Origin of the sequence: Pseudomonas sp. NFACC46-3 (genome assembly GCF_900114515.1) — a bacterium.
Lineage (GTDB): Bacteria > Pseudomonadota > Gammaproteobacteria > Pseudomonadales > Pseudomonadaceae > Aquipseudomonas > Aquipseudomonas fluorescens_Q.
In genome coordinates this window covers 43,894-70,491 of sequence record NZ_FOTH01000015.1, presented here as the reverse complement: position 1 = coordinate 70,491, position 26,598 = coordinate 43,894, and the positions used below count along the sequence as shown (strand labels likewise).

Below are 26,598 nucleotides of genomic sequence, written 5' to 3'. Positions count from 1 at the left end.
GTTCAGTCCTCCGAACAGTGCAGTTCCATGTGGGCCAAGGTGTCGAGATACACCTTGGCCTGCTCGCGCAGATCGTCTTCCGCGGCTTGCTCGATGACGTATTCGAAACACAACCTGGCCTTGCCGACCTTGCCCAGGGCCAGATGACACTGGCCGGTGTAGAGCATTGGCCGGTAGTCGTTCTTGCCTTGGGCAAACGCGATGGCATACAGGTCGATGGCCTTCTGGTGGTTTTGCTTGAGCTGGTGCACCGCCGCCAGTCCCATCCAGTAATGGCTGTTGTAGAAGTCGTAGATGCACAGGAAGTGGAAGAACTTCTCGGCGTCGTCCAGCCGTCCTTGTTCGTAGAACTGGAAGGCGAAGGCATAGAGGCTGTCCATGTGTTCGTCACTGATGCCTTGCACGTCTTTCAACGCCGCGCCACCGAGTACCGCGTCCACGACCTCCAGGGCCACCTGCTCGTCTTGTTTGTTGTCGCGATTCATCGGCCACACTCCTGAAAAAACGTCAGCGTTGCTGACGGGTGCATTGAGCCAAAACGCAGATAGGTCACGCTGCCAAATTGCGCTCATCCTTGCCTTTGTGGCGAGGGAGCTTGCTCCCGCTGGGCTGCGCAGCAGACCCCGGAGGTCACTGCAATCAACCTGATACACCGCGTCGTCGGGTTTTGCTTCTGTGGCGAGGGGATTTATCCCCGCTCGAGTGCGCAGCGCTCGCTGCTTTTTTGGGGCCGCTTCGCAGCCCAACGGGGATAAATCCCCTCGCCACAGGTGTACGGCGCCGTCGATGATGAGTGGGCCTCAAGCCTGTTCGACCTGTTCCAGCCAGATCAGCAGGCGCAGCACTTCCTCGACTTCCTGCACCTGGAGGAAGCTGTAGCGCTGGTGGGTCTTGAAGATCCGTCGGGCCAAGGCTTTGTCGTTGATCACCGGCACACCGACTGCCTTGGCATACGCCCGCACCGCCAGGGCGCGTTGGTTGGTTTCCATCAGGGAGATGAACGGCAGCAAAGTGATTTCCGGGCGGAAATACACGCCGATGGCAATGTGCGTCGGATTGGCGATGATCATGCGCGAGCTGCGCACGTCGGATTTGACCTGCTCCGACAACAGCTCCATGTGCAAATCACGGCGGCGGCCCTTGATCTGTGGGTTGCCGTCCTGCTCCTTGTGTTCACGCTTGACCGAATCCTTGTCCATCATCTGGTCTTTCATGAACAACCAATATTCGCTGAGGGCATCGAGCACGACGATCAGCAGGATGCAGGCCAGGAACGCCAGCACCAGCACCAGCAGCAAATGCCCCCAGATCGCGAACAGGTCCGCTGCCTGGGCGAACAGTTGGGCAAACAGCAATTGCCGCTGGGTGACCCAGACGAGCCACAGCGCCATGGCAAAACTGCCCAGGTACAACAGCGCCTTGAAGGTGTCCTTGACCGTGCGCAGGCTGAACAATTTCTTGAAGCCATTGATCGGGTTCAAGGCGCCGAGATTCAGCTTCAACGCTTCGCTGGCCAGGGCAAAACCACTTTGCAGCAGGGCCGGCAACGCACTGGTCAGCACGCAGACCAGCAACAGCGGCAGCAACGCCTTGAGGCCGACCAGCACCAGCATCGCCGAGTAGGTTTGCAGTTCAACGTCAAAATCGCTGGCGATGATGCGCCGGTAGACCTCCATGATCTCGAACAGCGAGCTGTTGAAGACCAGATAGCTGATGCCGCACAGGGTCAGGCAGGTGATGACCAGATCCTTGGCCTTGAACGTCTGGCCCTTGCGGGCGGCATCCCGCAGGCGTTTGGCGGTGGGCTTCTCAGTCTTCGAGGCGCTGGATGACATGATCGCCCTCCCCGTCGCCCAGAGACTGCGCCAGCCCCTCTGACATCCCGCCCATGCGCAGGACTTCGTCCGGCAGGTGCACACCGAAATACAGCATCAACACCACCAGCGCCACCAGGCTCTTGACCGTCAACGACACGGAGAACGCATTCATTTGCGGCGCATAGCGCGAGAGCAAACCGAGCAAGGCTTCGCTGACCAGCAAGGTCGCCACCACCGGCGCACTGATCACCAGCGTCTTGCTCACCAACACATCCAATAGCGCGAGGAGAGCCGGCAGGTGCATCGCGCAGTCGTTGGCCGGCGCACAAATGCGATAGCTCTGCGCGACGGTTTCCAGCATCAACAGCATCCCTCCGCCTTCGAGGTACACCGCCGCCGCGAACAACTGGAGAAAATTCGCCAACTCCGACGTGTCGACACCGTTCGCCGGATCCACCGTGCTGCTGAGCATGGCGCCGCGCTGGTTGTCGATCAGGTTGCCCATGGCATGCAGCACCCAGAACGGCCAGCACAGCAGCACACCCAGCAGTACGCCGATACTCACCTCCCGCAGCATCAAGCCGAGGAACGCCAGGCTGTCGAGGGCGGGCGTCGGCACGCCGACGTAGGCCCAGAACCCCAGCGCCACCAGGACAATCACCGCCTGGCGCGCGACACCGGTCAGCACGCCGCTGTTGAGAAACGGCAACATGAAGAAAATCGGCGCCAGGCGCGCCACGCCCAACAGCGCGGCGGCGAACCCGGCATACAGTTCGAAGAACAGCGTCACCGCCATCGACCTAACCCAACGCCAGGCGAATGACTTCGCGGCTGAAGTCCAGCAAGGTTTCGCCGTACCAGCCCGAGAGCAGGAACAGGCAGGCGGCGACCGCCAGCAGCTTGAAGCCGAACGGCAGGGTCTGTTCCTGCAACTGGGTCACGGTCTGGATCAAGCCCACCACCAGGCCGACCACCGTGGCGACGATGATCGGCCAGGCCACCATCAGCAGGATCAGGTACAGGGTCTTGTTGCCGGCATAGACCAGATCGTTCATGGCTGCGCCTACGCCAGCAAGGTCAGGTATTGCTTGACCAGCCCGGTGGACAGCAGCGCCCAGCCATCCAGGGCGACAAACAGCACCAGCTTGATCGGCACGGAAATGATCACCGGGCTCATCATCATCATGCCCAGCGCCAGCAGGATGCTGGAGATCACCAGGTCGACAATCACGAAGGGCAGGTACAGGTAGAAGCCGATCTTGAAGGCACTCTTGATTTCACTCAGGGCGTAGGCCGGCAACAGCGAAAACAGCGAAGGCGCCAGTTCTTCATCAACAGGCCAATCGGCGTCGGTTTCATCCTGGACCGCCTGGGCCCGCTCGAAGAACAGCGCCAGCTCCGGGTCGGTGTATTTGCGCAGGTAATCCTTGTAGCTGCCCAGGCCGTTCTCGGCGAAATTCACCACCGATTCGATATCGGTAAAGGCCACCGCCTCGGTCTTGTAGTAGTCATGGCCCTGCTTCACGACCGGCGTCATGACGAACGCCGCGAGCATCAGGGCAATTGCGTTGAGTGCCATGTTCGACGGCACTTGCTGCAAGCCCAAGGCGTTGCGCACGATGACGAAGACGATGGAGAACTTGAGGTAGCAAGTGCCCGCCGCCACCAGGAACGGCAGCAACGAAGCGAACGCCAGCAGCGCGATCAGCGAAACGTCATTCATCGTCACCGTCCCGATAGACCTTCAGCAATTCGACGCCCAACTGCCCGTCCAACTGCACCAGTTCGCCCAGGGCCACGGGCTTGCCGTTGGCGCGCACCTCGATGTGCCGGGCCGCGTCGTCAGCCAGCGGGATCAGTTGCCCGGCGATGATCTGCGACAGCGCGGCCAGGTCCAGATCATGGGTGGCGAGCAGGAATTCCAGGCGCACCGGGAGCGATCCCAGGTCGATTTCCATGGCAGGTTCTGACGGGCTCTCTGGACTGGCCTCGGCCACGGTCGGTTGCATGTGTAAACCCTCTTCGGTAAAGGTGAAAACGCCAAGGCATTGGCCCGCCACAAAGCAGCGTTGCATGGGCTGGGCGATGCGCAGCACGTCGCCCTCCCCCAGCCGTATTCGACTGGCAAGGCTCAGGTGACTGACGCCGAGGATCAGTTCCAGGCGCATTGGCAACGTCTTCAGCCATGAGTCGGCGGTTACGGGGCCGCGCTGGGCATTCCTGGGCGGCAATTGGGTCAACCACACGCGCCCTCCGGGGGTGTCGAGCCACGGCACTTCGCCCGTCGGCAAGCGCGCCGGGGCCACGGATTCGATGTCCGACAGATGGCTGTAACGCAACTCGTCCACCTCCAGTGACAAGGGCCGTGGCACCGCCCGGAACAACTCGACGATACGGGGCAACGGGCACGGCTGCGTCAGCAGCGCTTGCAAGGTCGGGAGCGAATGGTGCAACCAGTCACGGGCCCTGATTAGCCCGCGCCAGGGCCCGCCATCACCCTGTGCGCAGAAGCTCAAATAGTCGGAACGCTTGGGCACCTTGGCCAGGCCCGCGTCCCGACCGGCGCGCCGCCAGCGTTGAATCGCCTGGGCGTGGGCATGCACCCAAGGGTCGACTCGTCGTAACTGCAATGCGCTCATGCCGGAGGCTCAGCCTGCTCGTCCGGATCCTCGTCCGGCCCCTGCTGCGAACCCTGGCGCGGCTGCTCGCCGCCGCTGTCGGTCAGCCGCCAGGCAGGCTCCCGGGCCAGGGCGAAAGGTTCCTTGAGTTGCTCGAACACCAGGGCATTGCTGGGGCTGAGCGTCAGGTGTCGAGTGGGCTCCTCAGACCTGCGGCTGATCGTCACTTGTCCGCTGGCCCCCGCTCGGTTGAAGGGGACTTGCAGGAACCCTCGATCCGCACCCGGCAACGTCTCGATCACGACATCGAGCGCGGGTGGCGGCGTCGATGCAGGGACGGATGCCGTGGCAACCGTCGGTGCGTGACGCGTGCCTTGGAGGCTCAACGGCGCCTGGGGCAGCGGTTCATCGCCAAGGGCCAGCGACTGCTCACTGGCAGCGGTGAACGGCTCATGCCGTGGCGGCTCGATCGATGCCGAGTAGGTCGGCAGCGTTGATTGATCCCCCGCTGGCTCCAAGCGTTGGGACAACGGATGGCGTGCCATCTGGCTGAGCGGTGGGCCGGCGTGTGGAAAAGTCATTGCGACCTGGGCACGGGGTGGCGCGCGAACGGCTTCAACCTCCACCGCTTCGCGGGCACCCGAGCGCTCCCCATCACGCTCAACCTCCGCGCCGCCCTGAACAGTACTCATCGAACGCCAGGCCAGCGCACGGCCATTGTCCATCGGCTCGCGATGAGGCCGAACCAGCGCAACCATCAGGTCCAGCACGCCCTGTGGCAGCTCTTCTTCCTGCACCGGGACAAGCAGGTCTTGCAGCTCATCCATCGGGCCTTCGTCGACGGGGTCCAGGACCTGGACCGGCCGAGCGGGAACCACTGAGAGCTCTTTCATCGCCGTCCCTCCATCATTTCTTCCAGTTCCCGCTCTTCCCGGCGCACCGCTTCAAGCCGTTGAACCCGTAACAGTTGCTGGACGGAACGCTCGTACTTGTCGTGTTTGCGCAGCAGCCCACGCAACCGCTCGCGCTGCACCTGCAACTGCTGCTCGACCTGTCGGCACTGCTGATCCACGCGGTCACGCTCGACCCGCAGCAGATCGATCCGCCGACGGATCACCGCCTGAGTACGCAACAGCGCCAACAGCTGCCCGTGATCCAGCACGCAGTCATTGGCGCGATGGCTGGCCAACAGGTCTTGCAGCGCGGCTTCCTGCGCCTCGAAGCCGTCGCGCTCCGTCAGCAGCGGCTGCAATTGGCGCTGGACGCGCAGCAGCGCCTGCTGGCCGCGTTGCCGCCGGAACTCGCTGAAGGCCAACAAGCGTCGCTGCTCAGGCAAGGATTTCATGCAGGCTCCGTAAGGTTTCGTCCGGCTCGCAACACTCGCCCGTCGGCTGGCGCAGCCAACGGTCGAGGGCATCACGCCGGTGCATCGCGTGGTCATTGGCCGCGTCCGCGCCCGGGCTGTACTCGCCCATGTCGAGAAAGACCTGCAACTGTTCAAGACGGGCCAGGGTTTCCCGGGTCGATGCGGCCAGTTGCTGCAGCTGCGGCGTAGTGACTTGCGTCCCCACCCGGCTGACGCTGCGCAGGACATCGATGGCCGGGTAGTGCCCCTTGGCCGCCAGGGCACGGCTGAGGTAGACATGGCCATCGAGAATGGAACGAATCTCCTCGGCGATCGGATCCGGCTCGTCGTCGCTTTCCAACAGCACCGTGTACCAGGCGGTGATGCTGCCGGTCGCGGTCACCCCAGGTCGCTCCAGCAAGCGCGGCAAGGCATCGAACACCGAAGCCGGATAGCCGCGCCGCGCCGGGGCTTCACCGGCCGCCAGCGCCAGGTCGCGACGGGCCCGGGCGTAGCGGGTCAACGAGTCCAGCAACAACACCACGCGCCGCCCCTGGTCGCGAAAATACTCGGCGATGGTGGTGGCTTGCAGCGCCGAGTTGCAGCGATCCACCGAGGAAAAATCCGAAGTGGCGAACACCACCACGCAACGAGAATGCTTGGGCGACTGGCGCAGGTGCGCGATGAACTCAGTCACCTCCCGCCCACGTTCGCCAATCAGGCCGATCACGAAGACCTCTGCGTCGGTGTGCTCGATCAGCATGTTGATCAAGGTGGTCTTGCCGGAACCGGCGGCGGCAAAAATGCCGATGCGCTGACCGACACCACAGGTCAGTAAGCCATCGATGACGCGAATGCCGGTGCGCAACGATTCCGCCACCGGGCGTCGCTGCTGGTAGGACGGCGGGTCGGCATCCACCGGACAATCCCGTTGCGCCACCGCCGTCGAAGGCGCCAGGCGCTCGACGATCGTGCCCTGGGGATCGACCACACTGCCGAGCAAGGCGTCACTGCAGGTCAGTTGCAAGGTCGAGCCGGTGGGCACGATCATCGACTCCCGGGACAAGCCTTTGCCATCACCCAGCAGGCTGAGCAACACGGCACCGGGCTTGAAGCCGATCACCTGCGCCCTGGCCGCGACCTCGGGCGAGCGCCAGTGCCGACGCACTTCGCAGACTTCGCCGACCACCACCCCGGGCAGCGCCGCTTCTATCAGTGGTCCGCTCAAGCGCAAGGGGTGGGCCGCCTGTCGCTCCAGGCGGAGGCTATTTCCAACCGCCATGTGCAGTGTCCTCACAGGGTTTTGATGACATTGACGGACACGCTCTCGGAGATTTCGCCGAACGACATGACGTCCAGCTCCCGGAAACGTCCCTCGATGAGTTTCTTGATGTAGCGCCGCACATCGACCGAACACAGCAACACCATGTCCTTGTGGGCGATGTGCACGCTGTCCAGGCCAACACTGAGGCGGTCCATCAGTTCTTCCGACTCGGCCGGTTCCAGATTGAGGAAACTGCCGCCGGAGGTTTGCCGGATGCCCCGGCGCACCACTTCTTCGAACTCTGGCGACAACAGCAGCACGCGCAGGTCGTTGCCCTGGGCAAACTTGTTGCTGATGTAGCGGGCCATGGCGCCGCGCACGTGTTCGACCAGCGCCAGCACGTCCTTTTCCCGGGAGGCCCAATGGGCAAGGGATTCGAGGATCAGCTTCATGTTGCGCACAGAGATGCGCTCGCCGATCAGGCGCTGCAGCACTTCGGCGATTTTCTGCACGGTGACGTGGCGATAGACTTCCTTGAGCAGGTCGGGGCAGCGGGTTTCCATTTCGTCGAGCAACTGCTTGGTTTCCTGCACGCCGAAGAACTCCTGGATGTTGCGCGCCAGCAGCGTGACCAGGCAGCGATAGCATTCTTCATCGGCGGGCCGTAGGTGATAGCCCAACTGCTGCACCCGCTCGCGGTCGGCGGCGCTGACCCAGACACCGCCCAGGCGATTGCTGTCGTTGCCGCGCACCAAGGCAAAGCCCAGGGGGTCCAGCTCCGGCGAGTAATCCAGCAGGCGCCAGTGATCGAAATGAATGTCGAACTGCTCGGCCCGCACTTCGTTGATCAACACCGCCACTTGATGCGCCGGCAGCGCCTCGCTGGCCCGCAGCCGTGGCTCGGGGATGCGCAAGCCGTAGTCGACGAAAAACTGGCTGCGAAAGCGCGCCGCCCAACGCTGCTTTTCCAGCGCTTCGAGTTGCGTCTTGGGCACCAGCAGCATCAAGGCAATGGTTTCTGTCGCGAGGTTGTCGACGTCATCGAGCAGCCCTGACTCGCTCGGCAGCGTGTTTTGCTCGGCGGCTTCGGCGCGGCTTTCGCCCGGACTAGCCTGTCGCGACGATTTGCGCTGGCGGACAAACACCACCAGGCCCAGCACGCCGGCAATCGACAGGAACGTCAGCAACGGGAAACCCGGCAACAGCCCCACGCCCACTGCCAGCAACGCGGTAACACCAAGGACGAACGGATTGCCGAGCATCTGGGTGAGCATGTTGCGCCCCAGGTTGCTGTCGTCGCCGTTGACGCGGGTGACGATGAAACCGGCGCCAATGGCGATCAGCAGCGCCGGGATCTGGGCCACCAGGCCATCGCCGATGGTCAACAGGGTGTAGGTCGACAGCGCGGTGGACAGGTCCATGCCCAGCTGGCCGACGCCGATGGCCATGCCGCCAATGAAGTTGACGAAGATAATGATGATCCCGGCGATGGCATCGCCCTTGATGAATTTCATCGCCCCGTCAAAAGACCCGTACAGCTGGCTTTCGCGCTCCAGCACGCTGCGTTTTTCCCGGGCCTGGGCCGCGTCGATGGCGCCGGCCTTGAGGTCACCGTCGATGCTCATCTGCTTGCCCGGCATCCCGTCCAGGGAAAAACGCGCGGCGACTTCGGCGACCCGTTCCGAGCCTTTGGTGATCACGATGAACTGGACAATGGTGACGATGGAAAAAATCACGAAGCCCACCACCAGGCTTTCGCCGATCACAAAGTCACCGAACGAGGCGATGATCTCGCCGGCATCGGCTTGGCTGAGGATCAGCCGGCTGGTGCTGATCGACAGCGCCAGGCGAAACAAGGTCGTCAGCAGCAGCAACGCCGGGAACGTCGAATAGCTGAGGATGCGCTCGATGTAGAACGAGCCCATGAACACCAGCAGCGAGATGACGATGTTCAGGCCGATGAGAAAATCCACCAGCACCGTGGGCAAGGGGATGATCAGCATGGCGATGATCATCACCATCAAGGTCAGGATCAGCAGCTCCGGGCGAGCACCGACGTTGCGCAAGAACCCATTGAGCAAGGTCATGGGCAACCGCCCGAGCGGCGCTGATCGATGCATTCATGGGCATAGGCGACGTCCGCCAAGCGGGTGAACTGGGTGGCCAGGCGCTGTGGCGCCTCCTCATCGGCAAACAGGGGCAAGGGCAACCGCAGGCTGAGCCGGCGCAGGGTCTGCAACAGTATCGATCGCTCACGGTGGGCACTGAGCAGCACTTGTTCGCCCAACGCACCGAGCAACAACTGGTCGAGGTCATCGGGGTAGGTCAACACGCCGAAGAAGAACACCAACCAGTCGGACTCATCGGGGTTGTGCCGGCAGATGACGGCATCGCCGAGCACTGCGCCGATAAACTGCTCGTCGGCCGAACGCAGGCGCTTGAGGTCGGTCACCCGGGCCAGCAGTTGACCAAACTCGACGCGCGAGCAACTGGGGTCCTGGGCGCTGATGTCGGTGAGCAACGCCGCTTCGATGAACGCCAGCACCCCGCTGCGTTGCGCCGCGCCATACAGGGCGATCCAGTCCTGGTAACAACTGAGCGGGCCTTCGTCGGACTCGAGGAAGTCCCGGTAAGTCTCGCGTAGCAGGCCGGCCCGCACCGCCAGGCTCTTGCCGAACATCCGGGCCTTGAGCGCCGCGTTGATCCCGGCGTTCAAGCGCTTGGGGGAGGCTTGGGCAACCACCATCTGCAACAGCGTTTCGAGGCGCTGCCGGGTCAGCGTTTCCAGGTTCTTGCGGCGCAACAACGCCCGTAGCACCAGGGCCAGGTCGCTGTCATCGGGAAACAGGCTTCGCGCCATTTGCAGTAACCAGGCGACGGGTTTGTCCGCCAACCGCGCCAGACTCAGCACCTGCCGCGCCTTGGGCACTGTGTCGTCTTCCAGCACGCGCTCGAAGGTGTCGGTCATGGCCTCGGACTTGAGCTCAAACAACCGGCGACCACGGAACTGGGTCAATGCCGCCGAGAGTTCGTCGCTGATCTGTACGAGGCGCTGCGCCACCGCAGCCGTTGCGCTGTCCTCCGGCGCCTCGGCATCGACTGGCGGCTGTGGATGTTCGGCGGCTTTCTCGGCATTCAGCCGCGCCTGGGCGGCCCGGCCACCGAGGGAAACCGGGGGCAGCATCATTTCTCTGACATCCGGAAGTACATCCGACGCACCCGTTCGTGCTGCTGCGGGGTCAGTAACTGCCCGCCCGGCTCGCTCGTGGCCGGTTCAAAAGCCTCGCGAATTTCCTTGGGCTGGATCAGGAACACACGCACCGTGTTGGCCGAGCGCCCCTGACGATAGCTGAACAAGCGACCGATCCAGGGAATCGACCCCAGCACCGGGACGCGTCCGATCTGCTCGCCATGGTCATCGCGGGTGAAACCACCCACCAACAGACTCTTGCCTTGGGGCACCCGCGCCACGGTACTGATGCGGGTGCGACCGACCGTCGGCAATGCACCCTGGCGCTCACCCTGGCCCGGGCTCTCGACTTCGTTGCCGTCCTCGATATTGAGCGACATCTCGATCTCGTCCGCGTGGGCGAAACGCGGCAGTACATTCACCAACGTGCCATAGGTCACATGCTGCAGATCGACACTGCGCTCCCCGACCAAGGGGGCATAGAAGGTGCGGTTGTTGTCGAAGATCGCCGGCACGTTCTCTTGCGTCAGGATCACCGGGCGCGAGACGACATTGGCCCGCTGGGTCCGCTCCAGGGCCATGACCTGGGTGACGAACGAGGCGCCATCGAGGGTGGTCGCCGAGCCGGCGTTGAGCGATGCGCTGAAGGTGGCCCCGGACTTCACCGCGCCTTGCCAATTGATGCCCAACTGGTTGAGCTCATCCTTGTGCAGGTCGATGATCCACAACGACAACTCGACGTGGCGTTTCGGCGTGTCCAGGGCATTGACCAGGTTCTCGATGAAGCGCACCTGCTCCGGCAGCCCCTTGACCAACAGGCTGTTGGTGTCCGGGTAGGCCACCACCCGAATGTTGCCGGCGGCCACCTCCCGCGCAATGATTCGCGGGGCCGTCGGGTCTTGGTTCGAGGGGGTGTCCGCCAGGCCCTCCAGGGGAAACAGCGGCATCGCGCCCCGCACTCCCGACGCGGTGCCTTGCGCCACCGACGGCTCGACCTCGTGCTTTTCGCCGCGCAACAGGGCCTCGATCACAGTGGCCAGCCCTGGAATGGTCACCTTGTCGTCGCGCAGCTCATAGTTGCGGTCACTGACAAAGGTGTTTCGCACCTGGATCACACCGATCTGCTGCTTGCCCAGCAGCAGCTCCGAACGCTGGTTGTCCATCAAGCCGGCGGCCTGCACCACCAGGTCGACATAGATCGGCGGGCCCGAGACATGGAACGTCCGCAGACCGTCGTGACGCAGCGGATACCGGACATCGTGCAGCCCCGAACGCCCCAGGAAGGCCTGGAGCTTGGCCACGGTCAGGGTCTGCAGCGACATCATCGCGCTTTTGATTTCCGAGGCGTCATACAGATAGATCGCCTGGCCATCGCTGTACCAGATCAGCCCCATCTGCGCGCTGACACGCTCGAAAGTCCGTTGCGGCGTGCGCAGGTCGAACGTGCCGCCGATCCGTTTGGCCGCCGTGGCCTTGCTGACAATGACCGGCTTGCCCAACGACCCGGACAACTCGCTGAAAAAAGTCCGCGCGCTCTGCTCTCGGGCTTCGAAGGTGTAGACATCGGCCCGGGCGGCCAATGCTGGGAGCAGCATGGCGGTACTCAGGCACAGCCATGAAAGGGTCAGGGAAAATCGTCGCTGGCTCATCGACTCACTTGCCTGGCAGGTAGGTGATATCCGCCAGGCTGCTGGGCGCGAAACCCACCAGTTCGCGGACTTCCTTGGAAAAGTGTGAAGAGGAGGCAAAGCCGAACTCCAGCGCCACGTCGGTCAGCGAGCCGTCCTGAAGACTCATGTTCAGCAGCGCCTGGGCCGTGCGCCAGCCGCGCAACACCGGTTTGGCCGCGCTCCCCAAGGCCTGCTGGCACAGCCGCCGAAAATGCGAAACCGACACGCCGTAGCGCTGGGCCAGCGTGTTGAGCTTTTCGCTGTGCGTGCCTTGTTCCAATAAAAACCGTACGAGCCCGTAGCTCTCGTGATGCCGCAACAGGTTGGCAGCCGCGTGATAGGCCGCGGTGCCGCCCAGCGCCTGGCCGATGAACCAGCGTTCGAATCGTTCCTGGGAGCGGACGACTTCCTCGGTCACCGGCAACAGGGCCCACGGTCCAACTGCCCCCCGTTGCCCGACCTCGACGAAGGCATTGCTCATGTCGAAAAAAGCCTGCAACTTCACCAGCGGCGCCGCAGTCACAGGCTGGACCTGCAACGGGCCACCACTCCAGCGCAGCGAATCACCCGCCACCACCACCCCTTCCCAACCGACCGGCAGGCGATGACTGACGCCAAACCTCGCGGCGCTCAGTTGAACCGGGCTTTGCGCGACACGCAGGTGCAGCACCCGTTCGCGCTGTTCAGGCAATGCCGTGGAGCGAGATGATTTGTCCTGCACGCCGGTCTCCTTTGCTACGTAGCCTTGGAAGGGCCGACAGGATGAAAGACCCGGCGTCTTGAATCTTGATGGAAAGGTGATGGGGCACGCACTGGCATATGCCTTGCACCCTTTTCGTTCATCGGCGCCCATGCCAATGGCGGAATGAGTGCCACACTGATTTAAAGGACAACGGCGTCGTCATCCGGCCCTGCCCTGGCAGCGCTGGGTACGGCGCTTTTTTTACGTGGAAGGTGATGCGCGATGAATGAAGTTCCAGCCAACCCCCTGGCTTGGGTCAACGGCAGCGATGCCCCGGAAAAGAGCGCAGTCGACCTGGGTTTCATGGCCTTGAGTGACTGTGCCCCAGTCGTGGTGGCCGCCACCCAGGGCTTCGCCCAACCCTATGGCCTGACCCTGAACCTCAAGCGCCAGACGTCCTGGGCCAACCTGCGGGACAAGCTGGTCAGTGGTGAAATCGATGCCGCCCACAGCCTCTACGGCCTGATCTACGCCGTGCACCTGGGGATCGGCGGCGTCGCGCCGACCGACATGGCCGTGCTGATGGGCCTGAACCAGAACGGCCAGAGCATCAACCTGTCCCATGGCTTGCAGGCCCAGGGCGTGACCAGTCCTGAGGCACTGGAACAGCACGTGCACCAAACTCGCCCGAAACTGACCTTCGCCCAGACCTTCCCCACCGGCACCCATGCCATGTGGCTTTATTACTGGCTCGCCGCCCAGGGCATCCATCCCTTGTCGGATGTCGACAGCGTCGTGGTGCCGCCGCCGCAAATGATCGCGCACCTGCAAGCCGGACGTATCGACGGTTTTTGCGTCGGTGAACCCTGGTGCGCCAGCGCGGTGAAGCAGAACCTGGGTTTTACCCTTGCGACCACCCAGACCATCTGGCCCGATCACCCGGAAAAAGTCCTGGGCTGCACCCGCGCATTCGTCGAGCAGTACCCCAATACCGCCCGGGCCCTGGTGATGGCGATCCTCGAAGCCAGCCGCTTCATCGAACAAAGCAGCGAAAACCGTCGCAGCACCGCACAACTGTTGAGCGCGCCCGAATACCTCGACGCGCCACTGGACTGCATCGAGCCGCGCTTGCTGGGGATCTATGCCGATGGCTTGGGCAACAGTTGGCAGGATCCCCACGCCATGCGCTTCCACGGCAATGGCGAGGTGAACCTGCCGTACCTGTCCGACGGCATGTGGTTCATGACCCAGTTCCGTCGCTGGGGCCTGTTGCGCGAAGACCCGGATTACCTGGCCGTGGCCCAGGACGTCCAGCAGCTCAAGCTGTACCGTGAAGCCGCTGGCGCACTGGGCATCGCGTCCCCGCGCCAGGACATGCGCAGCAGCCAGTTGATCGATGGCACCACCTGGGACGGTTCGGACCCGGCCAAGTATGCCCGCAGCTTCAAACTGCACGCCTTGAGCGATGCGGCTCCCCTTTTCGCCAGCCGCTGACAGGAGCCTCGACCATGCTGCGTATCCTGCTGATCAACGACACCGCGAAAAAAGTCGGCCGCCTCAAAGCCGCCCTGATTGAAGCCGGATTCGAAGTCATCGATGAATCCGGATTGACCATCGACCTGCCGGCGCGCGTCGAAACGGTGCGTCCGGACGTGATCCTGATCGATACCGAGTCACCCGGACGGGATGTCATGGAGCAAGTGGTGCTGGTCAGCCGCGACCAACCACGACCGATCGTCATGTTTACCGACGAGCACGACCCGGACGTGATGCGTCAGGCGATCAAGTCGGGCGTCAGCGCCTACATCGTCGAAGGCATCCACGCCGCACGCCTGCAACCGATCCTCGACGTGGCCATGGCCCGCTTCGAAAGCGACCAGGCCCTGCGCGCCCAGCTCCTGGCCCGCGACCAGCAACTGGCCGAGCGCAAGCGCATCGAACTGGCCAAGGGCATGTTGATGAAGATGAAGGAATGCAACGAGGAGCAGGCCTACACCCTGATGCGCCGCCAGGCCATGAGCCGCCAGCAGAAGCTGATCCAGGTGGCGGAGCAGATCATTGCCATGAATGAGCTGCTGGGCTGAAAGCCTTGTAGCGCCTGCCTTACCGCCCTACTGATGATCGTTCCCACGCTCTGCGTTGGAATGCATCCTGTGACGTTCTGCGTCACCTTGTGAAGCGGAACGCGGAGCGTCCCTGGCGCGGCATTCCCGCGCAGAGCGTAGGAATGATCGTGACAGACTTGGCACAGATCTCGCTTAAGCAAACCCACAGGTAACCAACGGCGGTTGCCCCACCTACGACAAAGACGTCGCACACCCTCCTTGCCTCTCTGGCGATCCGGGTTGCGGCGTTTTTTTGTTTTGGCCCCTCGGGGCCGGTGGTGCGACCACAGGCGGCGCACTGCTCAAAGCACTGACTCATTTCTCGAGACTTTTACAGCTGAGGTGCGCGATGAATTCAAGCTTCTGGAAATCCGGCCATACCCCGACACTGTTCGCGGCCTTCCTCTACTTCGACCTGAGCTTCATGGTCTGGTACCTGCTCGGTCCACTGGCGGTACAGATCTCTGCCGACCTGCACCTGACCACCCAGCAACGCGGCCTGATGGTCGCGACGCCGATCCTGGCTGGCGCCGTACTGCGGTTGTTCATGGGCCTGCTGGCCGATCGGATTTCGCCGAAGACTGCTGGCATGGTGGGCCAGGTGATTGTGATCGGTGCGCTGTTCTGCGCCTGGAAACTGGGCATCCACAGCTACGAGCAAGCGTTGTTGCTAGGCCTGTTCCTGGGCGTGGCCGGCGCGTCGTTCGCCGTGGCCTTGCCGCTGGCGTCCCAGTGGTATCCACCACAGCATCAGGGCAAGGCCATGGGTATTGCCGGTGCCGGTAACTCGGGCACCGTGCTCGCGGCGCTGATCGCTCCGGTCATGGCGGTGGCCTTCGGCTGGAGCAACGTGTTCGGCTTCGCGCTGATCCCCCTGGTGCTGACCCTGGTGCTCTTCGCCTGGTTGGCCAAGAACGCCCCCGAGCGGCCAAAAGCCAAATCCATGGCCGACTACCTCAAGGCCCTGGGCGACCGCGACAGCTGGTGGTTCATGTTCTTCTACAGCGTGACCTTCGGCGGCTTCATCGGCCTGGCCAGCGCCCTGCCCGGCTACTTCAACGACCAATATGGCCTGAGCCCGGTCACCGCTGGCTACTACACCGCCGCCTGCGTCTTCGGTGGCAGCCTGATGCGTCCATTGGGCGGCGCCCTGGCGGACCGTTTCGGCGGCATCCGCACCTTGCTGGGCATGTACACCGTCGCGGCCGTCTGCATCGCCGCAGTGGGCTTCAACCTGCCGAGCTCCTACGCCGCCCTGGCCCTGTTCGTCTGCACCATGCTCGGTTTGGGTGCAGGCAACGGCGCGGTGTTCCAACTGGTGCCACAACGCTTCCGTCGCGAGATCGGCGTGATGACCGGGCTGATCGGCATGGCCGGCGGCATCGGCGGCTTCGCCCTGGCGGCGGGCATGGGCGCGATCAAGCAGAGCACCGGCAGCTATCAACTGGCACTGTGGTTGTTTGCCAGCCTCGGTGTCCTGGCCTGGTTCGGCCTGCACGGCGTCAAGCGCCGTTGGAGGACCACTTGGGGTTCGGCCGCCGTCACTGCGGCTCGGGTATAAATAGCCTCCATGAGCCTGCAACTGAGTTTCGCCGAAGCCAGTGCCATCGGCCCGCGGGAGGAAAACCAGGACGCCCTGCGCCTGGTCACCCCCGCCCCGGCCCTGGCCGCCAGCAAGGGATACCTGTTCGCCATCGCCGACGGCGTGAGCCAATGCGCCGATGGCGGGCTGGCCGCCCGTTCGACCTTGCAGGCCCTGGCCCTGGATTACTACTCCACGCCACAGACCTGGGGCGTGGCCCAGGCATTGGACCGGTTGCTGTTGGCGCAGAATCGCTGGCTGCAAGCCAACGGTGGCGGACAGCCGCTGCTCACCACCGTCAGCGCCCTGGTCCTGCGGGGTCGGCGCTTCACCCTCGCTCATGTCGGCGATTGCCGGGTTTACCGCTGGCACGCCGATCATCTGCAACGGGTCAGCGAAGACCACGTCTGGGAACAACAGGGCATGCAGCATGTGCTCAAGCGTGCCCTGGGCCTGGACCAACACCTGATCCTCGACTTTCTTGACGGCGAACTGCGCATCGACGAAACCTTCGTGCTGCTCAGCGACGGCGTCTGGGCAGTGCTGGGCGACACGGCCATTGCCGGCATTCTTCGGGATCAACCGGACCTGGACGTCGCCGCCCAGACCCTGGTCAACGCCGCGCACCTGGCCGGCAGCCAGGACAACGCCAGTGCCTTGCTGGTGCGGGTCGATGCGGTGGGCGAAGCGAGCATCGGCGATGCGCTGATCCAGTTGCAGCAATGGCCCCTGCCGCCTGCGCTGAAACCGGGCCAGGTGTTCGAGGGCTGGCAGATCGAAAGCCTGCTCGGCCACAGCCAGCAATCGTTGCTCTACCGGGTACACGATGGTCAGGGCCAACCTTGGCTGCTGAAAACCCTGCCCGCGCAACTACGGGACGATAGCCGCGCGGGGCAGGCGTTGCTCTCGGAGGAGTGGTTTCTCAAGCGCGTCGCCGGGCGGCAGTTTCCCGAGGTCCATGGCGTTCCCCAGCGTCAGCATTTGTACTACGTGATGCGTGAATATCCGGGCGCGACCCTGGCCGAGCTGTTCAACCAGGGCGGGCCACTGCCTCTGGCCCAGTGGCTGGACCTGGCGCAGCGGCTGGTACGGGCAGTAGGCCTGTTGCATCGAAGGCAGATCTACCACCGCGACATCAAGCCGGAAAACCTGCACCTGGGGGATGACGGGGAATTGCGTTTGCTGGATTTCGGCCTGGCCTACTGCCCGGGCCTGTCCGAGGACCAGGCCAACGTCCTGCCCGGCACGCCCAGCTACATTGCCCCGGAAGCCTTCGCCGGCACCGCACCGACGGCGCAACAGGACTTGTACTCGGTCGGCGTGACCTTGTACTTCCTGCTGACCGGGCATTATCCCTACGGCGAAATCGAAGCCTTCCAACGCCCGCGCTTTGGCGTACCGGTCAGTGCCAGTCGCTATCGACCGGACTTGGCCGAATGGCTCGGGCAAAGCCTGGAACGCGCCGTCGCCGCAGACCCGGAGCAACGCTTTGAAACCGCCGAAGAGTGGTTGTTGCTGCTGGAGCAGGGTGAACGCCGCAGCTTGAACGTCAGGCCCCGGCCACTGCTGGAGCGCGAGCCGCTGAAGGTCTGGCGGACCTTGGCGCTGGTGTCCCTGGTGGTGAACATCGTGCTGCTGTTTTTGGTGTTTCACTCATAACAACCGTGGCGAGGGAGCTTGCTCCCGCTGGGGCGCGCAGCGACCCTAGAACCCGGCGACACGGTGGATCAGGTTGATTGAGTGAGCTTGAGAGGGGGGGCTGCTGCGCAGCCCAGCGGGAGCAAGCTCCCTCGCCACATAAAATGCCTCGTCGCTCGACAACGCTCCATTACCGGGCAACACGCTTTGATTCGGTGCAATAAATCCCCTTCTCTCTCGTTCACCCGGTCTTTCCCCCCAATAAACCCGCACCTTCAAGCCACTTGGCACAACCACTGCATAACCTCTCTCACCATACATAAAGCAACGCCTCCAACGATGAAGGCGGTGCTTCCCGAGAGAACGGGACCAGGACAAAGGCGTCCTCGCTAGCTTGCTAGCGGGACGCCTTTTTTTGTTTTCGTAAAAATTGCCGAGCCAGTCCGATCACCGTGATAAAGCGGACCTGAGCTTGCGGAGAACCCTGATGAAAAAACTCAAACTGGTAATGATCGGCAACGGCATGGCCGGGGTTCGAACCCTCGAGGAACTGCTCAAGCTGAGCAACGAGCTGTACGACATCACAGTGTTCGGCGCCGAGCCACACACCAACTACAACCGCATCCTGCTCTCGCCGGTGCTGGCCGGTGAGCAGACGTTCGAGGAGATCGTGCTCAACGACCTGAGCTGGTACCTGGACAACAACATCAAGCTGCTGCTCAACCGCAAGGTGGTGGAGATCGATCGGGTCAAGCGCCGGGTTATCGCCGAAGACGGCAGCGAAGCCGAATACGACCGCCTGCTGATCGCCACCGGCTCCACGCCTTTCATCCTGCCGATTCCCGGCAACACCCTGGACGGCGTGATCGGCTACCGCGACATCGCCGACACCCAGGCGATGATCGACACCGCCAAGACTCACAAGCACGCCGTGGTCATCGGCGGCGGCCTGCTCGGCCTGGAAGCCGCCAATGGCTTGAAGCTACGGGGCATGGACGTGACCGTGGTGCACCTGGGCGAATGGCTGCTGGAACGGCAACTGGACAAGACCAGCGGCCAATTGCTGCAGACCGCCCTGGAAAACCGGGGCTTGAAATTCCGCCTCAGCGAGCAGACCCAGGCCTTGCACGACGCCGGCAATGGCCGGGTCGGCTCGGTGCAGTTCAAGAACGGCGACATCATCCCCGCCGACCTGGTGGTGATGGCCGCCGGCATCCGGCCCAATACCGAATTGGCGGAAAAATCCGGCATCCCCTGCAACCGCGGGATCCTGGTCAACGACACGATGCAAACCTACGACCCGCGCATCTACGCCATCGGTGAATGCGCCAGCCACCGTGGCACCGCTTACGGCCTGGTGGCGCCGTTGTTCGAACAGGCCAAGGTCTGCGCCAACCACCTCGCACAACTGGGCTTCGCCACCTACAAGGGTTCAGTGACCTCGACCAAACTCAAAGTCACCGGCATCGACCTGTTCTCCGCCGGGGACTTCATGGGCGGCGAAGGCACCGAGACCATCACCCTCTCCGACCCGATCGGTGGCGTCTACAAAAAGCTGGTGATCAAGGATGACGTGCTGGTCGGCGCCTGCCTGTACGGCGATACCGCAGATGGCGGCTGGTACTTTCGCCAGATCCGTGAGAACCACGCCATCAGCGAGATCCGCGATCACCTGATGTTTGGCGAGAACGCCTTGGGCGACGTCGGTCACCAAGGCCAGGACAAAGCCATGAGCATGGCCGACAGCGCCGAAGTCTGCGGTTGCAATGGCGTGTGCAAGGGCACCATCGTCAAGGCGATCCAGGAACACGGGCTGTTCAGCGTCGATGACGTGAAGAAACACACCAAGGCCGCCAGCTCCTGCGGTTCCTGCGCCGGCCTGGTAGAGCAGATCCTGATCAACACCGTCGGCGGCGCGGCGGACGTCAAGCCGAAAAGCGAAAAAGCCATCTGCGGTTGCAGCGACCTCAACCACGGCCAGATCCGCCAGGCGATCCGCGACCAGCACCTGCTGACCATCGCCGGGGCCATGAGCTACCTGAACTGGCGGACCCCGAACGGCTGCGCCACCTGCCGCCCGGCACTGAACTACTACCTGATCTCCACCTGGCCCGGCGAAGCCCAGGACGACCCGCAGTCGCGCCTGATCAACGAACGCGCCCACGCCAACATCCAGAAAGACGGCACCTACTCGGTCGTGCCGCGGATGTGGGGCGGCGTGACCAATCCTTCGGAACTGCGGCGCATCGCCGACGTGGCCGACAAATACAACGTACCCATGGTCAAGGTCACCGGCGGCCAGCGCATCGACCTGCTGGGCATCAAGAAGCAGGACCTGCCCGGCGTGTGGAAAGACCTCGACATGCCGTCCGGCCACGCCTACGGCAAATCCATCCGCACCGTGAAAACCTGCGTGGGCAGCGAGTTCTGCCGCTTTGGCACGCAAAACTCGACCCAACTGGGTATCGAACTGGAGCACGACCTGTTCAACATGTGGTCGCCCCACAAGGTCAAGCTGGCCGTTTCCGGTTGCCCGCGCAACTGCTCGGAAGCCGGCATCAAGGACGTCGGCATCATCGGTGTCGACTCCGGCTGGGAGATGTACATCGGTGGCAACGGCGGGATCAAGACCGAGGTCGCCGAGTTTTTCGTCAAGCTCAAGACCGCCGAGGAAGTGCGTGAATACAACGGTGCCTTCCTGCAGCTGTACCGCGAAGAAGCCTTCTACCTCGAACGCACCGTGCACTACATGCAGCGGGTCGGCATGGAGCACATCAAGAAAGCCGTGCTTGAGGACCCGGAACGGCGCAAAGCCCTCCATGAACGCCTGAAGTTTTCCCTGTCGCTGGAACAGGACCCTTGGAAACAGCGCCTGGAACAACCCCAGCTGAAGAAAGAGTTCGAGGTCATCCCCGTGAAAAACCTGGAGGTGCCGGCATGAACTGGCTGGATATCTGCGCACTGGAAGAGATCAATATCCTGGGTTCGCGCATCATCAATGGCCCGAAAGGCGATATCGCAATTTTTCGGACCAGCGACGATGAAGTCTTCGCCCTCGATGACCGTTGCCCGCACAAGGGTGGCCCGCTGTCCCAAGGCTTGGTCTATGGCAAGCGCGTGGCCTGCCCGCTGCACAACTGGCAGATCGACTTGGAAACCGGCCAGGCCCAGGCCCCGGACGTGGGCTGCGCCCATCATCATTCGGCGCGGGTCGAGAACGGTCGGGTGATGCTGGCCCTGCGGGACGCAAGCTGATGAACCGCCAGATCACTGCCTCGACCTGCTGTTATTGCGGGGTCGGTTGCGGCGTCCTGATCGAGCATGACGTCGAGCGCATCCTCGGCGTCAGCGGCGATCCCGCCCATCCGGCCAACTTTGGCAAACTGTGCAGCAAGGGCTCCACCCTGCACCTGACCGGCGACCTCGCCGCTCGCGCCCTCTATCCCGAGTTGCGCCTGGGCAAAGGCCTGGCCCGGGCCCGCAGCGACTGGGACAGCGCCCTGGATCACGCCGCCAGCGTCTTCGCCGAGACCATCGCCGAGCACGGCCCGGACAGCGTGGCGTTCTACATCTCCGGGCAACTGCTGACCGAGGACTACTACGCCTTCAACAAGCTCGCCCGGGCATTGGTCGGCACCAATAACATCGACAGCAATTCGCGGCTGTGCATGTCCTCCGCCGTGGTGGGCTACAAGCGCAGCCTCGGCGCCGACGCCCCGCCCTGCAGCTATGAAGACCTGGAGCTGAGCGACTGCGTAATGATCGTCGGCAGTAACATGGCCTACGCCCACCCGATCCTGTTTCGCCGCCTCGAAGAAGCCAAATCCCGCCGGCCGCAGATGAAAATCATCGTCATCGACCCCCGGCGCACCGACACCTGCGACCTGGCGGACCTGCACCTGGCGATCCTGCCCGGCACCGATGTCGCCCTGTTCCATGGGATTTTGCACCTGCTGCTGTGGGAAGACTGGGTCAACCGCGATTTCATCAAGGCCCACACTGAAGGCCTGGCAGACCTGAAAAACCTGGTACGCGACTACACGCCGAGCATGGTCGCCCAACTGTGCGGTATCAGCGTCGAGCAACTGCACCAGTGCGCCGAATGGGTTGGCACGTCGCCAAGCTTCCTGTCGCTGTGGTGCATGGGCTTGAACCAGTCCACCGCCGGCAGCGCCAAGAACAGCGCTTTGATCAACTTGCACCTGGCCACCGGACAAATCGGCCGGCCAGGTGCGGGGCCTTTCTCTCTGACTGGCCAGCCCAATGCCATGGGCGGACGGGAAACCGGCAGCCTGTCGAACCTGCTGCCAGGTCATCGCGAAGCAGCCAACCCGGCGCATCGCGCCGACGTCGCCCGTTATTGGGGCGTCGAGCAATTGCCCGCCACCACGGGCTTGAGCGCCATCGAATTGTTCGAGCAGGTTCGCAGCGGCAAGATCAAGGCCTTGTGGATCGCCTGCACCAACCCCGCCCAATCAATGCCGGACCAGACCGCGGTACGTGAAGCCCTGCAAGCCTGCCCGTTCGTGGTCCTGCAGGAGGCGTTCCGGACCACCGAAACCGCCGCATTCGCCGACCTGCTGCTGCCGGCGGCTAGCTGGGGCGAGAAAGAAGGTTCGGTGACCAACTCCGAACGGCGCATTTCCCACGTCCGCCGGGCAATCGGCGCGCCGGGTGAAGCACGGCCGGACTGGGCAATCACGGTGGATTTCGCACAACGCCTGGAGAAACGCCTGCGGCCCGGCCAGCCCAGCCTGTTCGCCTTTGAAACCCCGGCCCAATTGTTCGATGAATACAAGCAATTGACCCGGGGTCGCGACCTGGACTTGTCCGGCATCAGCCACGCGTTGATCGATCAACTCGGTCCGCAGCAATGGCCCTTCCCGGAAGGCGCGACCGTCGGAACGGCGCGCCTGTACGTGGACGGGATTTTTCCCACCGACAGCGGCCGCGCCCGGTTCGTGGCCGACCCGTATCGCGCCGCCAAGGAACTGCGTGACGCCCGCTACCCGCTAACCCTCAACACCGGTCGGCTACGCGACCAATGGCACGGCATGAGCCGCACCGGCACCGCCGCCCAGTTGTTTGGTCATGTGAACGAAGCGGTACTCAGCCTGCATCCCGACGAACTGCAGCGCCATCGCCTGCAAGCGGGCGACCTGGTCAGCCTCAAGAGTCGTCGCGGCAGCGTGATCGTGGCCGTGGACAGCGACGACAGCGTGCGTCCCGGCCAGGCGTTCCTGCCCATGCACTGGGGCGACCGGTTCCTCAAGGGTGGGGTCAATACCCTGACGCAACCTGCCTTCGATCCCTTGTCGAAACAACCGGAACTCAAGCACAGCGGTGTGCGCCTGGAAGCGGTGAACCTGCCTTGGCAGCTTTTCGCCTTGATCGAAGGCGATGTTCAACAGCATCTGGAGGCCCTGCGCCCCCTGTGCGAGGCGTTTTCCTACGTCAGCCTGAGCCTGACTGGCCGTGAGCGTCCCGCATTGCTGATTCGCGCTGCCAGCGCCGTTGCCCCTGAACCGCAACTGCTCCAGGCCATCGACGAACAATTGGGTCTGATTGATGGGCCGGTGCTGGCCTATGACGATCCGCGTCGCTCCATCGGTAAGCGGGTGCGCATCGAAAACGGCCGCATCACCGCTATTCGCCTGGCCGGCGAAACCCTGGCCCGACACTGGTTGCAGAACCTGTGGCTGGAAGGTCGTGCCGATGAACAACTGCGGCGCTGGCTGCTGGCACCTTTGAGCGCGCCGCCGGGCAATGTCGGCGCAGCAACGGGTGGCAGCAAAACGCTGTGCAACTGCATGAACGTCAGCCAGCGTGCGATCTGCGCAGGTATTGAACGTGGCCTGGACTTGCAGGGGCTCAAACAGGAGCTGGGCTGTGGCACGCAATGCGGCTCCTGCGTACCGGAAATCAAGCGCCTGCTGGTTGCCACTGCGCAACCGCTGGCGGCTATCTCGTGAGGAAAACACTATGAACGCAAAAGTCTGGCTGGTGGGTGCAGGTCCTGGTGACCCTGAATTACTGACCCTCAAAGCCGTGCGCGCCCTGCGCGAGGCCGACGTGGTGTTGATCGACGATCTGGTCAACGCAGCGGTGCTGGAACATTGCCCCGATGCGCGCATCATTGCCGTGGGCAAGCGCGGCGGGTGCCGCTCCACACCCCAGGCCTTCATTCATCGATTGATGCTGCGTTATGCCCGCCAGGGCAAATGCGTGGTGCGCCTCAAGGGCGGCGACCCCTGCATCTTCGGCCGCGGTGGTGAAGAGGCGCAGTGGCTGCGCGAGCAGGGTGTCGAAGTGGAGATGGTCAATGGCATCACCGCCGGCCTCGCGGGGGCGACCCAATGCGATATTCCACTGACCCTGCGCGGGGTTGCCCGGGGCGTGACGCTGGTGACGGCCCACACCCAGGACGGCAGTAGCCTGAACTGGCAAGCCTTGGCGCAAAGCGGCACGACGCTGGTGGTGTACATGGGTGTGGCGAAGCTGAGCGAGATCCGCGAACAGTTGCTGGCCGGTGGCCTGGCGGCAAACACGCCTGTCGCCATGATCGAAAATGCGTCCCTGCCCCATCAACGTGACTGCCGCAGCGACTTGGCCTCGATGGAAGCCGATGCGAACGCCTTTCAACTCAAGAGCCCGGCGATCCTGGTGATTGGTGCGGTGGCAGCGGCCGCTGAACTCGCCGGATCGCAGCCTGCGTGGGTCCAGGCGTCGGCGCTATAACAAACCACACCGAACCTGTGGGAGCGAGCCTGTTCGCGATAGCGGTGGGTCTGCATCATTGATGTTGACTGATACGCCGCCATCGCGAGCAAGCCCGCTCCCACAGGTATTGTTTTGTCTGGCACAAGCTGCGTCCCACAAATCGCAGACAAAGAAAAGCCCGGCCTAGGCCGGGCTCTTCCAAAGCTGTGGGCTAATTACTTAGCTTGGGCTTCAACCTGCGCTTCTACGCGACGGTTAACTGCACGACCAGCTTCAGTGGCGTTGTCGGCAACTGGGCGGGATTCGCCGTAGCCAACAGACTGAACGCGGGACGATTCAACACCGTACTGGTTGGTCAGAACTTTCTTGACGGCGTCTGCACGACGCTCAGACAGTTTCTGGTTGTAAGCGTCAGGACCGACGGAGTCAGTGTGACCTTCAACAGTGGTGCTGGTGGATGGGTACTGCTTCATGAAGTCAGCCAGGTTCTTGATATCGCCGTAGCTGTTAGGCTTGACGACCGACTTGTCGAAGTCGAACTTCACGTCCAGCTCAACACGTACGACTTCAGCAACTGCTGGGCAGCCATCAGCGTCAACGGTTACGTTGGCTGGGGTGTCAGGGCACTTGTCGACGTTGTCGCACACGCCATCGTTGTCGCTGTCGGAGCAGACTTCAGCCGGAGCTGGAACTGGAGCAGCAGCAGGCTTGGAGCCGCCACCGAAGTTCACACCGATACCGACGCTTGGAGCCCACTCGGTGTCGCCCTGGTCGATGTTGTACTGAGCTTCAACGCCGGCACGGGCGTAGAAGTTCTCGGTGAAGTACAGCTTGGCGCCGCCACCAACGTTGGCGAAGGTGGAACGGTTACGACCGTTGCTGCCATTCTGGTCGATGCTCTGGTCGGAGAAACCGGCAGAGACGTAAGGACGCAGCATGTCGCCTGGGTTGTTGAAGTGGTACAGAGCGTCCAGAGCGGTGTTGGCGCCTTTGACGTTGGTGCCGTCGTCAGTACGGGCGTTGTGCACTTCGTCGTAGGCCAGACGCAGTTCAACGTCGTCGGTCAGGAAGTAACCAACCGAACCGCCGAACAGGTTGCCGTTGTTCTTGAAGTTACGAGCGCTGTCGAATTGTTCTTTCTTGGCGAAGCCTTCGATTTCAACTGCGCCTTGGCCTTGTGCCAGAGCGCCGAACGAAGTGGCAGCAATCAAAGAACCAATGGCAAAGCCCAAGGTGTTTTTCAGTTTCATCCGTTAAATCCCCATCTGGTGATTGTGAAGCAGTCCCGCAAACCGGGGGACAACTCGGCGGCAAGTCTATCAGAACTTGCCTACACGTAAGAGATATTTGCGCCGAACTTAAGTTTCAGCAATGCCCGCAAATTTCTCACGCAATTTGTCGAGCGCGCGCTTGTAACGCATTTTTGTCGCGCTCAAACCCATATGCATTATGTCTGCGATCTCCTGGAATTCCAGCTCTGCGACAAATCGTAGCACCAGAATTTCCCGATCGATCGGGTTCACATAGACCAGCCAGCGATCGAGTCCCCCCTTCTCCTCGGGCTTGGGCGCCTTATCTTCCGACGCTTCCTCCAGAGGATCCAGGCTCAAAGCGTCCATCAAGCGACGCTTTCGCCGTTCCTTGCGATACTGCGTGATGCATTCGTTGTAGGTGATGCTGTAGAGCCAGGTCTTGAACTTCGATTTCCCCTCGAAGTTCTTCAGGCCATACAGCACCTTCAACATCACCTCCTGACAGACATCATCAGCATCGCGATCGTTCCCAAGATATCGTGCACAAACGTTAAATAATGTTCTCTGGTAACGGCGCATCAATTCTTCATAGGCGCGCGTTACGTGAAACAGCTCGGTATGCGCGCGCGCGACCAACTCCTCATCGGAGAGATCACGGGGGTCGTAGCGCGTAGATAGCGATTGGGGTTTGTTCAAAACAAGTCGGGCCGACAG

At 62.8% G+C, this 26,598-nt stretch carries 23 protein-coding genes; 8 read left to right on the top strand and 15 right to left on the bottom strand.

What is annotated here, in order from left to right; genetic code table 11:
- Nucleotides 1–2 precede the first annotated feature (2 nt).
- From sicA to BM300_RS16300, 13 genes are all read right to left on the bottom strand, one after another.
- Nucleotides 3–485, bottom strand: a complete 483-nt coding sequence (sicA, locus tag BM300_RS16360) for a type III secretion system translocator chaperone SicA (protein ID WP_092148526.1) — start codon at nt 483–485, stop codon at nt 3–5.
- Nucleotides 486–800: 315 nt separating this feature from the next.
- Nucleotides 801–1,835, bottom strand: a complete 1,035-nt coding sequence (locus BM300_RS16355; RefSeq protein WP_092463337.1) for an EscU/YscU/HrcU family type III secretion system export apparatus switch protein — start codon at nt 1,833–1,835, stop codon at nt 801–803.
- Nucleotides 1,810–2,613 carry a type III secretion system export apparatus subunit SctT gene (sctT, locus tag BM300_RS16350; RefSeq protein ID WP_092463335.1) on the bottom strand — a complete coding sequence of 268 codons (804 nt, stop codon included), beginning with the start codon at nt 2,611–2,613 and terminating at the stop codon, nt 1,810–1,812. Before sctT ends, BM300_RS16355 begins: the two co-directional genes overlap by 26 nt.
- 4 nt (nt 2,614–2,617) lie before the next feature.
- Nucleotides 2,618–2,872 carry an EscS/YscS/HrcS family type III secretion system export apparatus protein gene (locus tag BM300_RS16345; RefSeq protein ID WP_020795892.1) on the bottom strand — a complete coding sequence of 85 codons (255 nt, stop codon included), beginning with the start codon at nt 2,870–2,872 and terminating at the stop codon, nt 2,618–2,620.
- An 8-nt stretch (nt 2,873–2,880) separates the two neighbouring features.
- Entirely contained in the window at nt 2,881–3,540 is a 660-nt protein-coding gene (locus tag BM300_RS16340) for an EscR/YscR/HrcR family type III secretion system export apparatus protein (protein WP_092463333.1), read from the bottom strand.
- A complete protein-coding gene (locus BM300_RS16335; protein WP_092463331.1) occupies nt 3,533–4,456 on the bottom strand; it encodes a FliM/FliN family flagellar motor switch protein in 924 nt (307 codons plus the stop codon). The genes BM300_RS16340 and BM300_RS16335 overlap by 8 nt, the downstream gene beginning before the upstream one ends.
- A complete protein-coding gene (locus tag BM300_RS16330) occupies nt 4,453–5,328 on the bottom strand; it encodes a SpaN/EivJ family type III secretion system needle length determinant (RefSeq protein WP_170862063.1) in 876 nt (291 codons plus the stop codon). Before BM300_RS16330 ends, BM300_RS16335 begins: the two co-directional genes overlap by 4 nt.
- The gene (locus BM300_RS16325; RefSeq protein ID WP_092463329.1) at nt 5,325–5,780 is read right to left on the bottom strand and encodes a type III secretion protein; all 456 of its coding nucleotides are present in this window, start codon (nt 5,778–5,780) and stop codon (nt 5,325–5,327) included. Before BM300_RS16325 ends, BM300_RS16330 begins: the two co-directional genes overlap by 4 nt.
- Nucleotides 5,764–7,062: a type III secretion system ATPase SctN gene (gene sctN, locus BM300_RS16320; protein ID WP_092463327.1), complete on the bottom strand. Its 1,299-nt coding sequence runs from the start codon at nt 7,060–7,062 to the stop codon at nt 5,764–5,766. The genes BM300_RS16325 and sctN overlap by 17 nt, the downstream gene beginning before the upstream one ends.
- Nucleotides 7,063–7,073: 11 nt before the next feature.
- Nucleotides 7,074–9,125 (bottom strand): EscV/YscV/HrcV family type III secretion system export apparatus protein, encoded by a 2,052-nt coding sequence (locus tag BM300_RS16315; RefSeq protein ID WP_275261138.1) that lies wholly within the window; start codon nt 9,123–9,125, stop codon nt 7,074–7,076.
- A gap of 2 nt (nt 9,126–9,127) precedes the next feature.
- Nucleotides 9,128–10,231, bottom strand: coding sequence for a type III secretion system gatekeeper subunit SctW (gene sctW / locus BM300_RS16310; RefSeq protein ID WP_092463325.1), 1,104 nt, complete (start codon nt 10,229–10,231; stop codon nt 9,128–9,130).
- On the bottom strand, nt 10,228–11,883 hold the full coding sequence (gene sctC / locus BM300_RS16305; protein ID WP_092463323.1) for a type III secretion system outer membrane ring subunit SctC: 1,656 nt from the start codon (nt 11,881–11,883) through the stop codon (nt 10,228–10,230). Before sctC ends, sctW begins: the two co-directional genes overlap by 4 nt.
- A 4-nt stretch (nt 11,884–11,887) precedes the next feature.
- Nucleotides 11,888–12,625, bottom strand: coding sequence for a helix-turn-helix domain-containing protein (locus tag BM300_RS16300; RefSeq protein WP_092151044.1), 738 nt, complete (start codon nt 12,623–12,625; stop codon nt 11,888–11,890).
- Between the two features lie 243 nt (nt 12,626–12,868).
- On the opposite strand from BM300_RS16300, the gene BM300_RS16295 reads away from it, so the two are divergent.
- The 8 genes from BM300_RS16295 to cobA all read left to right on the top strand — a co-directional run bounded on the left by BM300_RS16295 (nt 12,869) and on the right by cobA (nt 24,649).
- Nucleotides 12,869–14,080, top strand: coding sequence for a CmpA/NrtA family ABC transporter substrate-binding protein (locus tag BM300_RS16295; RefSeq protein ID WP_092463321.1), 1,212 nt, complete (start codon nt 12,869–12,871; stop codon nt 14,078–14,080).
- 14 nt (nt 14,081–14,094) lie between these two features.
- On the top strand, nt 14,095–14,670 hold the full coding sequence (locus tag BM300_RS16290) for an ANTAR domain-containing response regulator (RefSeq protein WP_025212689.1): 576 nt from the start codon (nt 14,095–14,097) through the stop codon (nt 14,668–14,670).
- 370 nt (nt 14,671–15,040) lie between these two features.
- A complete protein-coding gene (locus tag BM300_RS16285; protein ID WP_039589025.1) occupies nt 15,041–16,252 on the top strand; it encodes a nitrate/nitrite transporter in 1,212 nt (403 codons plus the stop codon).
- 9 nt (nt 16,253–16,261) lie between these two features.
- Nucleotides 16,262–17,932, top strand: coding sequence for a bifunctional protein-serine/threonine kinase/phosphatase (locus tag BM300_RS16280; RefSeq protein WP_092463319.1), 1,671 nt, complete (start codon nt 16,262–16,264; stop codon nt 17,930–17,932).
- Nucleotides 17,933–18,398: 466 nt separating this feature from the next.
- A complete protein-coding gene (gene nirB / locus BM300_RS16275; RefSeq protein WP_092463317.1) occupies nt 18,399–20,852 on the top strand; it encodes a nitrite reductase large subunit NirB in 2,454 nt (817 codons plus the stop codon).
- Nucleotides 20,849–21,166, top strand: coding sequence for a nitrite reductase small subunit NirD (gene nirD, locus BM300_RS16270; protein ID WP_072340736.1), 318 nt, complete (start codon nt 20,849–20,851; stop codon nt 21,164–21,166). The genes nirB and nirD overlap by 4 nt, the downstream gene beginning before the upstream one ends.
- Nucleotides 21,166–23,883 (top strand): nitrate reductase, encoded by a 2,718-nt coding sequence (locus tag BM300_RS16265; protein ID WP_092463315.1) that lies wholly within the window; start codon nt 21,166–21,168, stop codon nt 23,881–23,883. Before nirD ends, BM300_RS16265 begins: the two co-directional genes overlap by 1 nt.
- A 10-nt stretch (nt 23,884–23,893) precedes the next feature.
- A complete protein-coding gene (gene cobA / locus BM300_RS16260; protein ID WP_063322263.1) occupies nt 23,894–24,649 on the top strand; it encodes a uroporphyrinogen-III C-methyltransferase in 756 nt (251 codons plus the stop codon).
- A 197-nt stretch (nt 24,650–24,846) separates the two neighbouring features.
- Here the strand turns inward: cobA and BM300_RS16255 are convergent, their stop codons facing one another.
- Both BM300_RS16255 and sigX read right to left on the bottom strand, forming a co-directional pair.
- Entirely contained in the window at nt 24,847–25,881 is a 1,035-nt protein-coding gene (locus tag BM300_RS16255) for an OmpA family protein (protein ID WP_072340730.1), read from the bottom strand.
- Between the two features lie 108 nt (nt 25,882–25,989).
- Nucleotides 25,990–26,580, bottom strand: a complete 591-nt coding sequence (sigX, locus tag BM300_RS16250) for an RNA polymerase sigma factor SigX (RefSeq protein WP_003183614.1) — start codon at nt 26,578–26,580, stop codon at nt 25,990–25,992.
- Nucleotides 26,581–26,598 lie beyond the last annotated feature (18 nt).

Coding starts and splice junctions, on each gene's coding strand:
- BM300_RS16280 (WP_092463319.1), top strand. CDS start 16,262: ATGAGCCTGCAACTGAGTTTCGCCGAAGCCAGTGCCATCGGCCCGCGG.
- BM300_RS16330 (WP_170862063.1), bottom strand. CDS start 5,328: ATGAAAGAGCTCTCAGTGGTTCCCGCTCGGCCGGTCCAGGTCCTGGAC.
- nirB (WP_092463317.1), top strand. CDS start 18,399: ATGAAAAAACTCAAACTGGTAATGATCGGCAACGGCATGGCCGGGGTT.
- sicA (WP_092148526.1), bottom strand. CDS start 485: ATGAATCGCGACAACAAACAAGACGAGCAGGTGGCCCTGGAGGTCGTG.
- sctN (WP_092463327.1), bottom strand. CDS start 7,062: ATGGCGGTTGGAAATAGCCTCCGCCTGGAGCGACAGGCGGCCCACCCC.
- BM300_RS16295 (WP_092463321.1), top strand. CDS start 12,869: ATGAATGAAGTTCCAGCCAACCCCCTGGCTTGGGTCAACGGCAGCGAT.
- nirD (WP_072340736.1), top strand. CDS start 20,849: ATGAACTGGCTGGATATCTGCGCACTGGAAGAGATCAATATCCTGGGT.
- BM300_RS16325 (WP_092463329.1), bottom strand. CDS start 5,780: ATGAAATCCTTGCCTGAGCAGCGACGCTTGTTGGCCTTCAGCGAGTTC.
- BM300_RS16355 (WP_092463337.1), bottom strand. CDS start 1,835: ATGTCATCCAGCGCCTCGAAGACTGAGAAGCCCACCGCCAAACGCCTG.
- BM300_RS16290 (WP_025212689.1), top strand. CDS start 14,095: ATGCTGCGTATCCTGCTGATCAACGACACCGCGAAAAAAGTCGGCCGC.
- BM300_RS16255 (WP_072340730.1), bottom strand. CDS start 25,881: ATGAAACTGAAAAACACCTTGGGCTTTGCCATTGGTTCTTTGATTGCT.
- BM300_RS16340 (WP_092463333.1), bottom strand. CDS start 3,540: ATGAATGACGTTTCGCTGATCGCGCTGCTGGCGTTCGCTTCGTTGCTG.
- sctW (WP_092463325.1), bottom strand. CDS start 10,231: ATGATGCTGCCCCCGGTTTCCCTCGGTGGCCGGGCCGCCCAGGCGCGG.
- BM300_RS16265 (WP_092463315.1), top strand. CDS start 21,166: ATGAACCGCCAGATCACTGCCTCGACCTGCTGTTATTGCGGGGTCGGT.
- cobA (WP_063322263.1), top strand. CDS start 23,894: ATGAACGCAAAAGTCTGGCTGGTGGGTGCAGGTCCTGGTGACCCTGAA.
- sctT (WP_092463335.1), bottom strand. CDS start 2,613: ATGGCGGTGACGCTGTTCTTCGAACTGTATGCCGGGTTCGCCGCCGCG.
- BM300_RS16345 (WP_020795892.1), bottom strand. CDS start 2,872: ATGAACGATCTGGTCTATGCCGGCAACAAGACCCTGTACCTGATCCTG.
- BM300_RS16285 (WP_039589025.1), top strand. CDS start 15,041: ATGAATTCAAGCTTCTGGAAATCCGGCCATACCCCGACACTGTTCGCG.
- BM300_RS16335 (WP_092463331.1), bottom strand. CDS start 4,456: ATGAGCGCATTGCAGTTACGACGAGTCGACCCTTGGGTGCATGCCCAC.
- sctC (WP_092463323.1), bottom strand. CDS start 11,883: ATGAGCCAGCGACGATTTTCCCTGACCCTTTCATGGCTGTGCCTGAGT.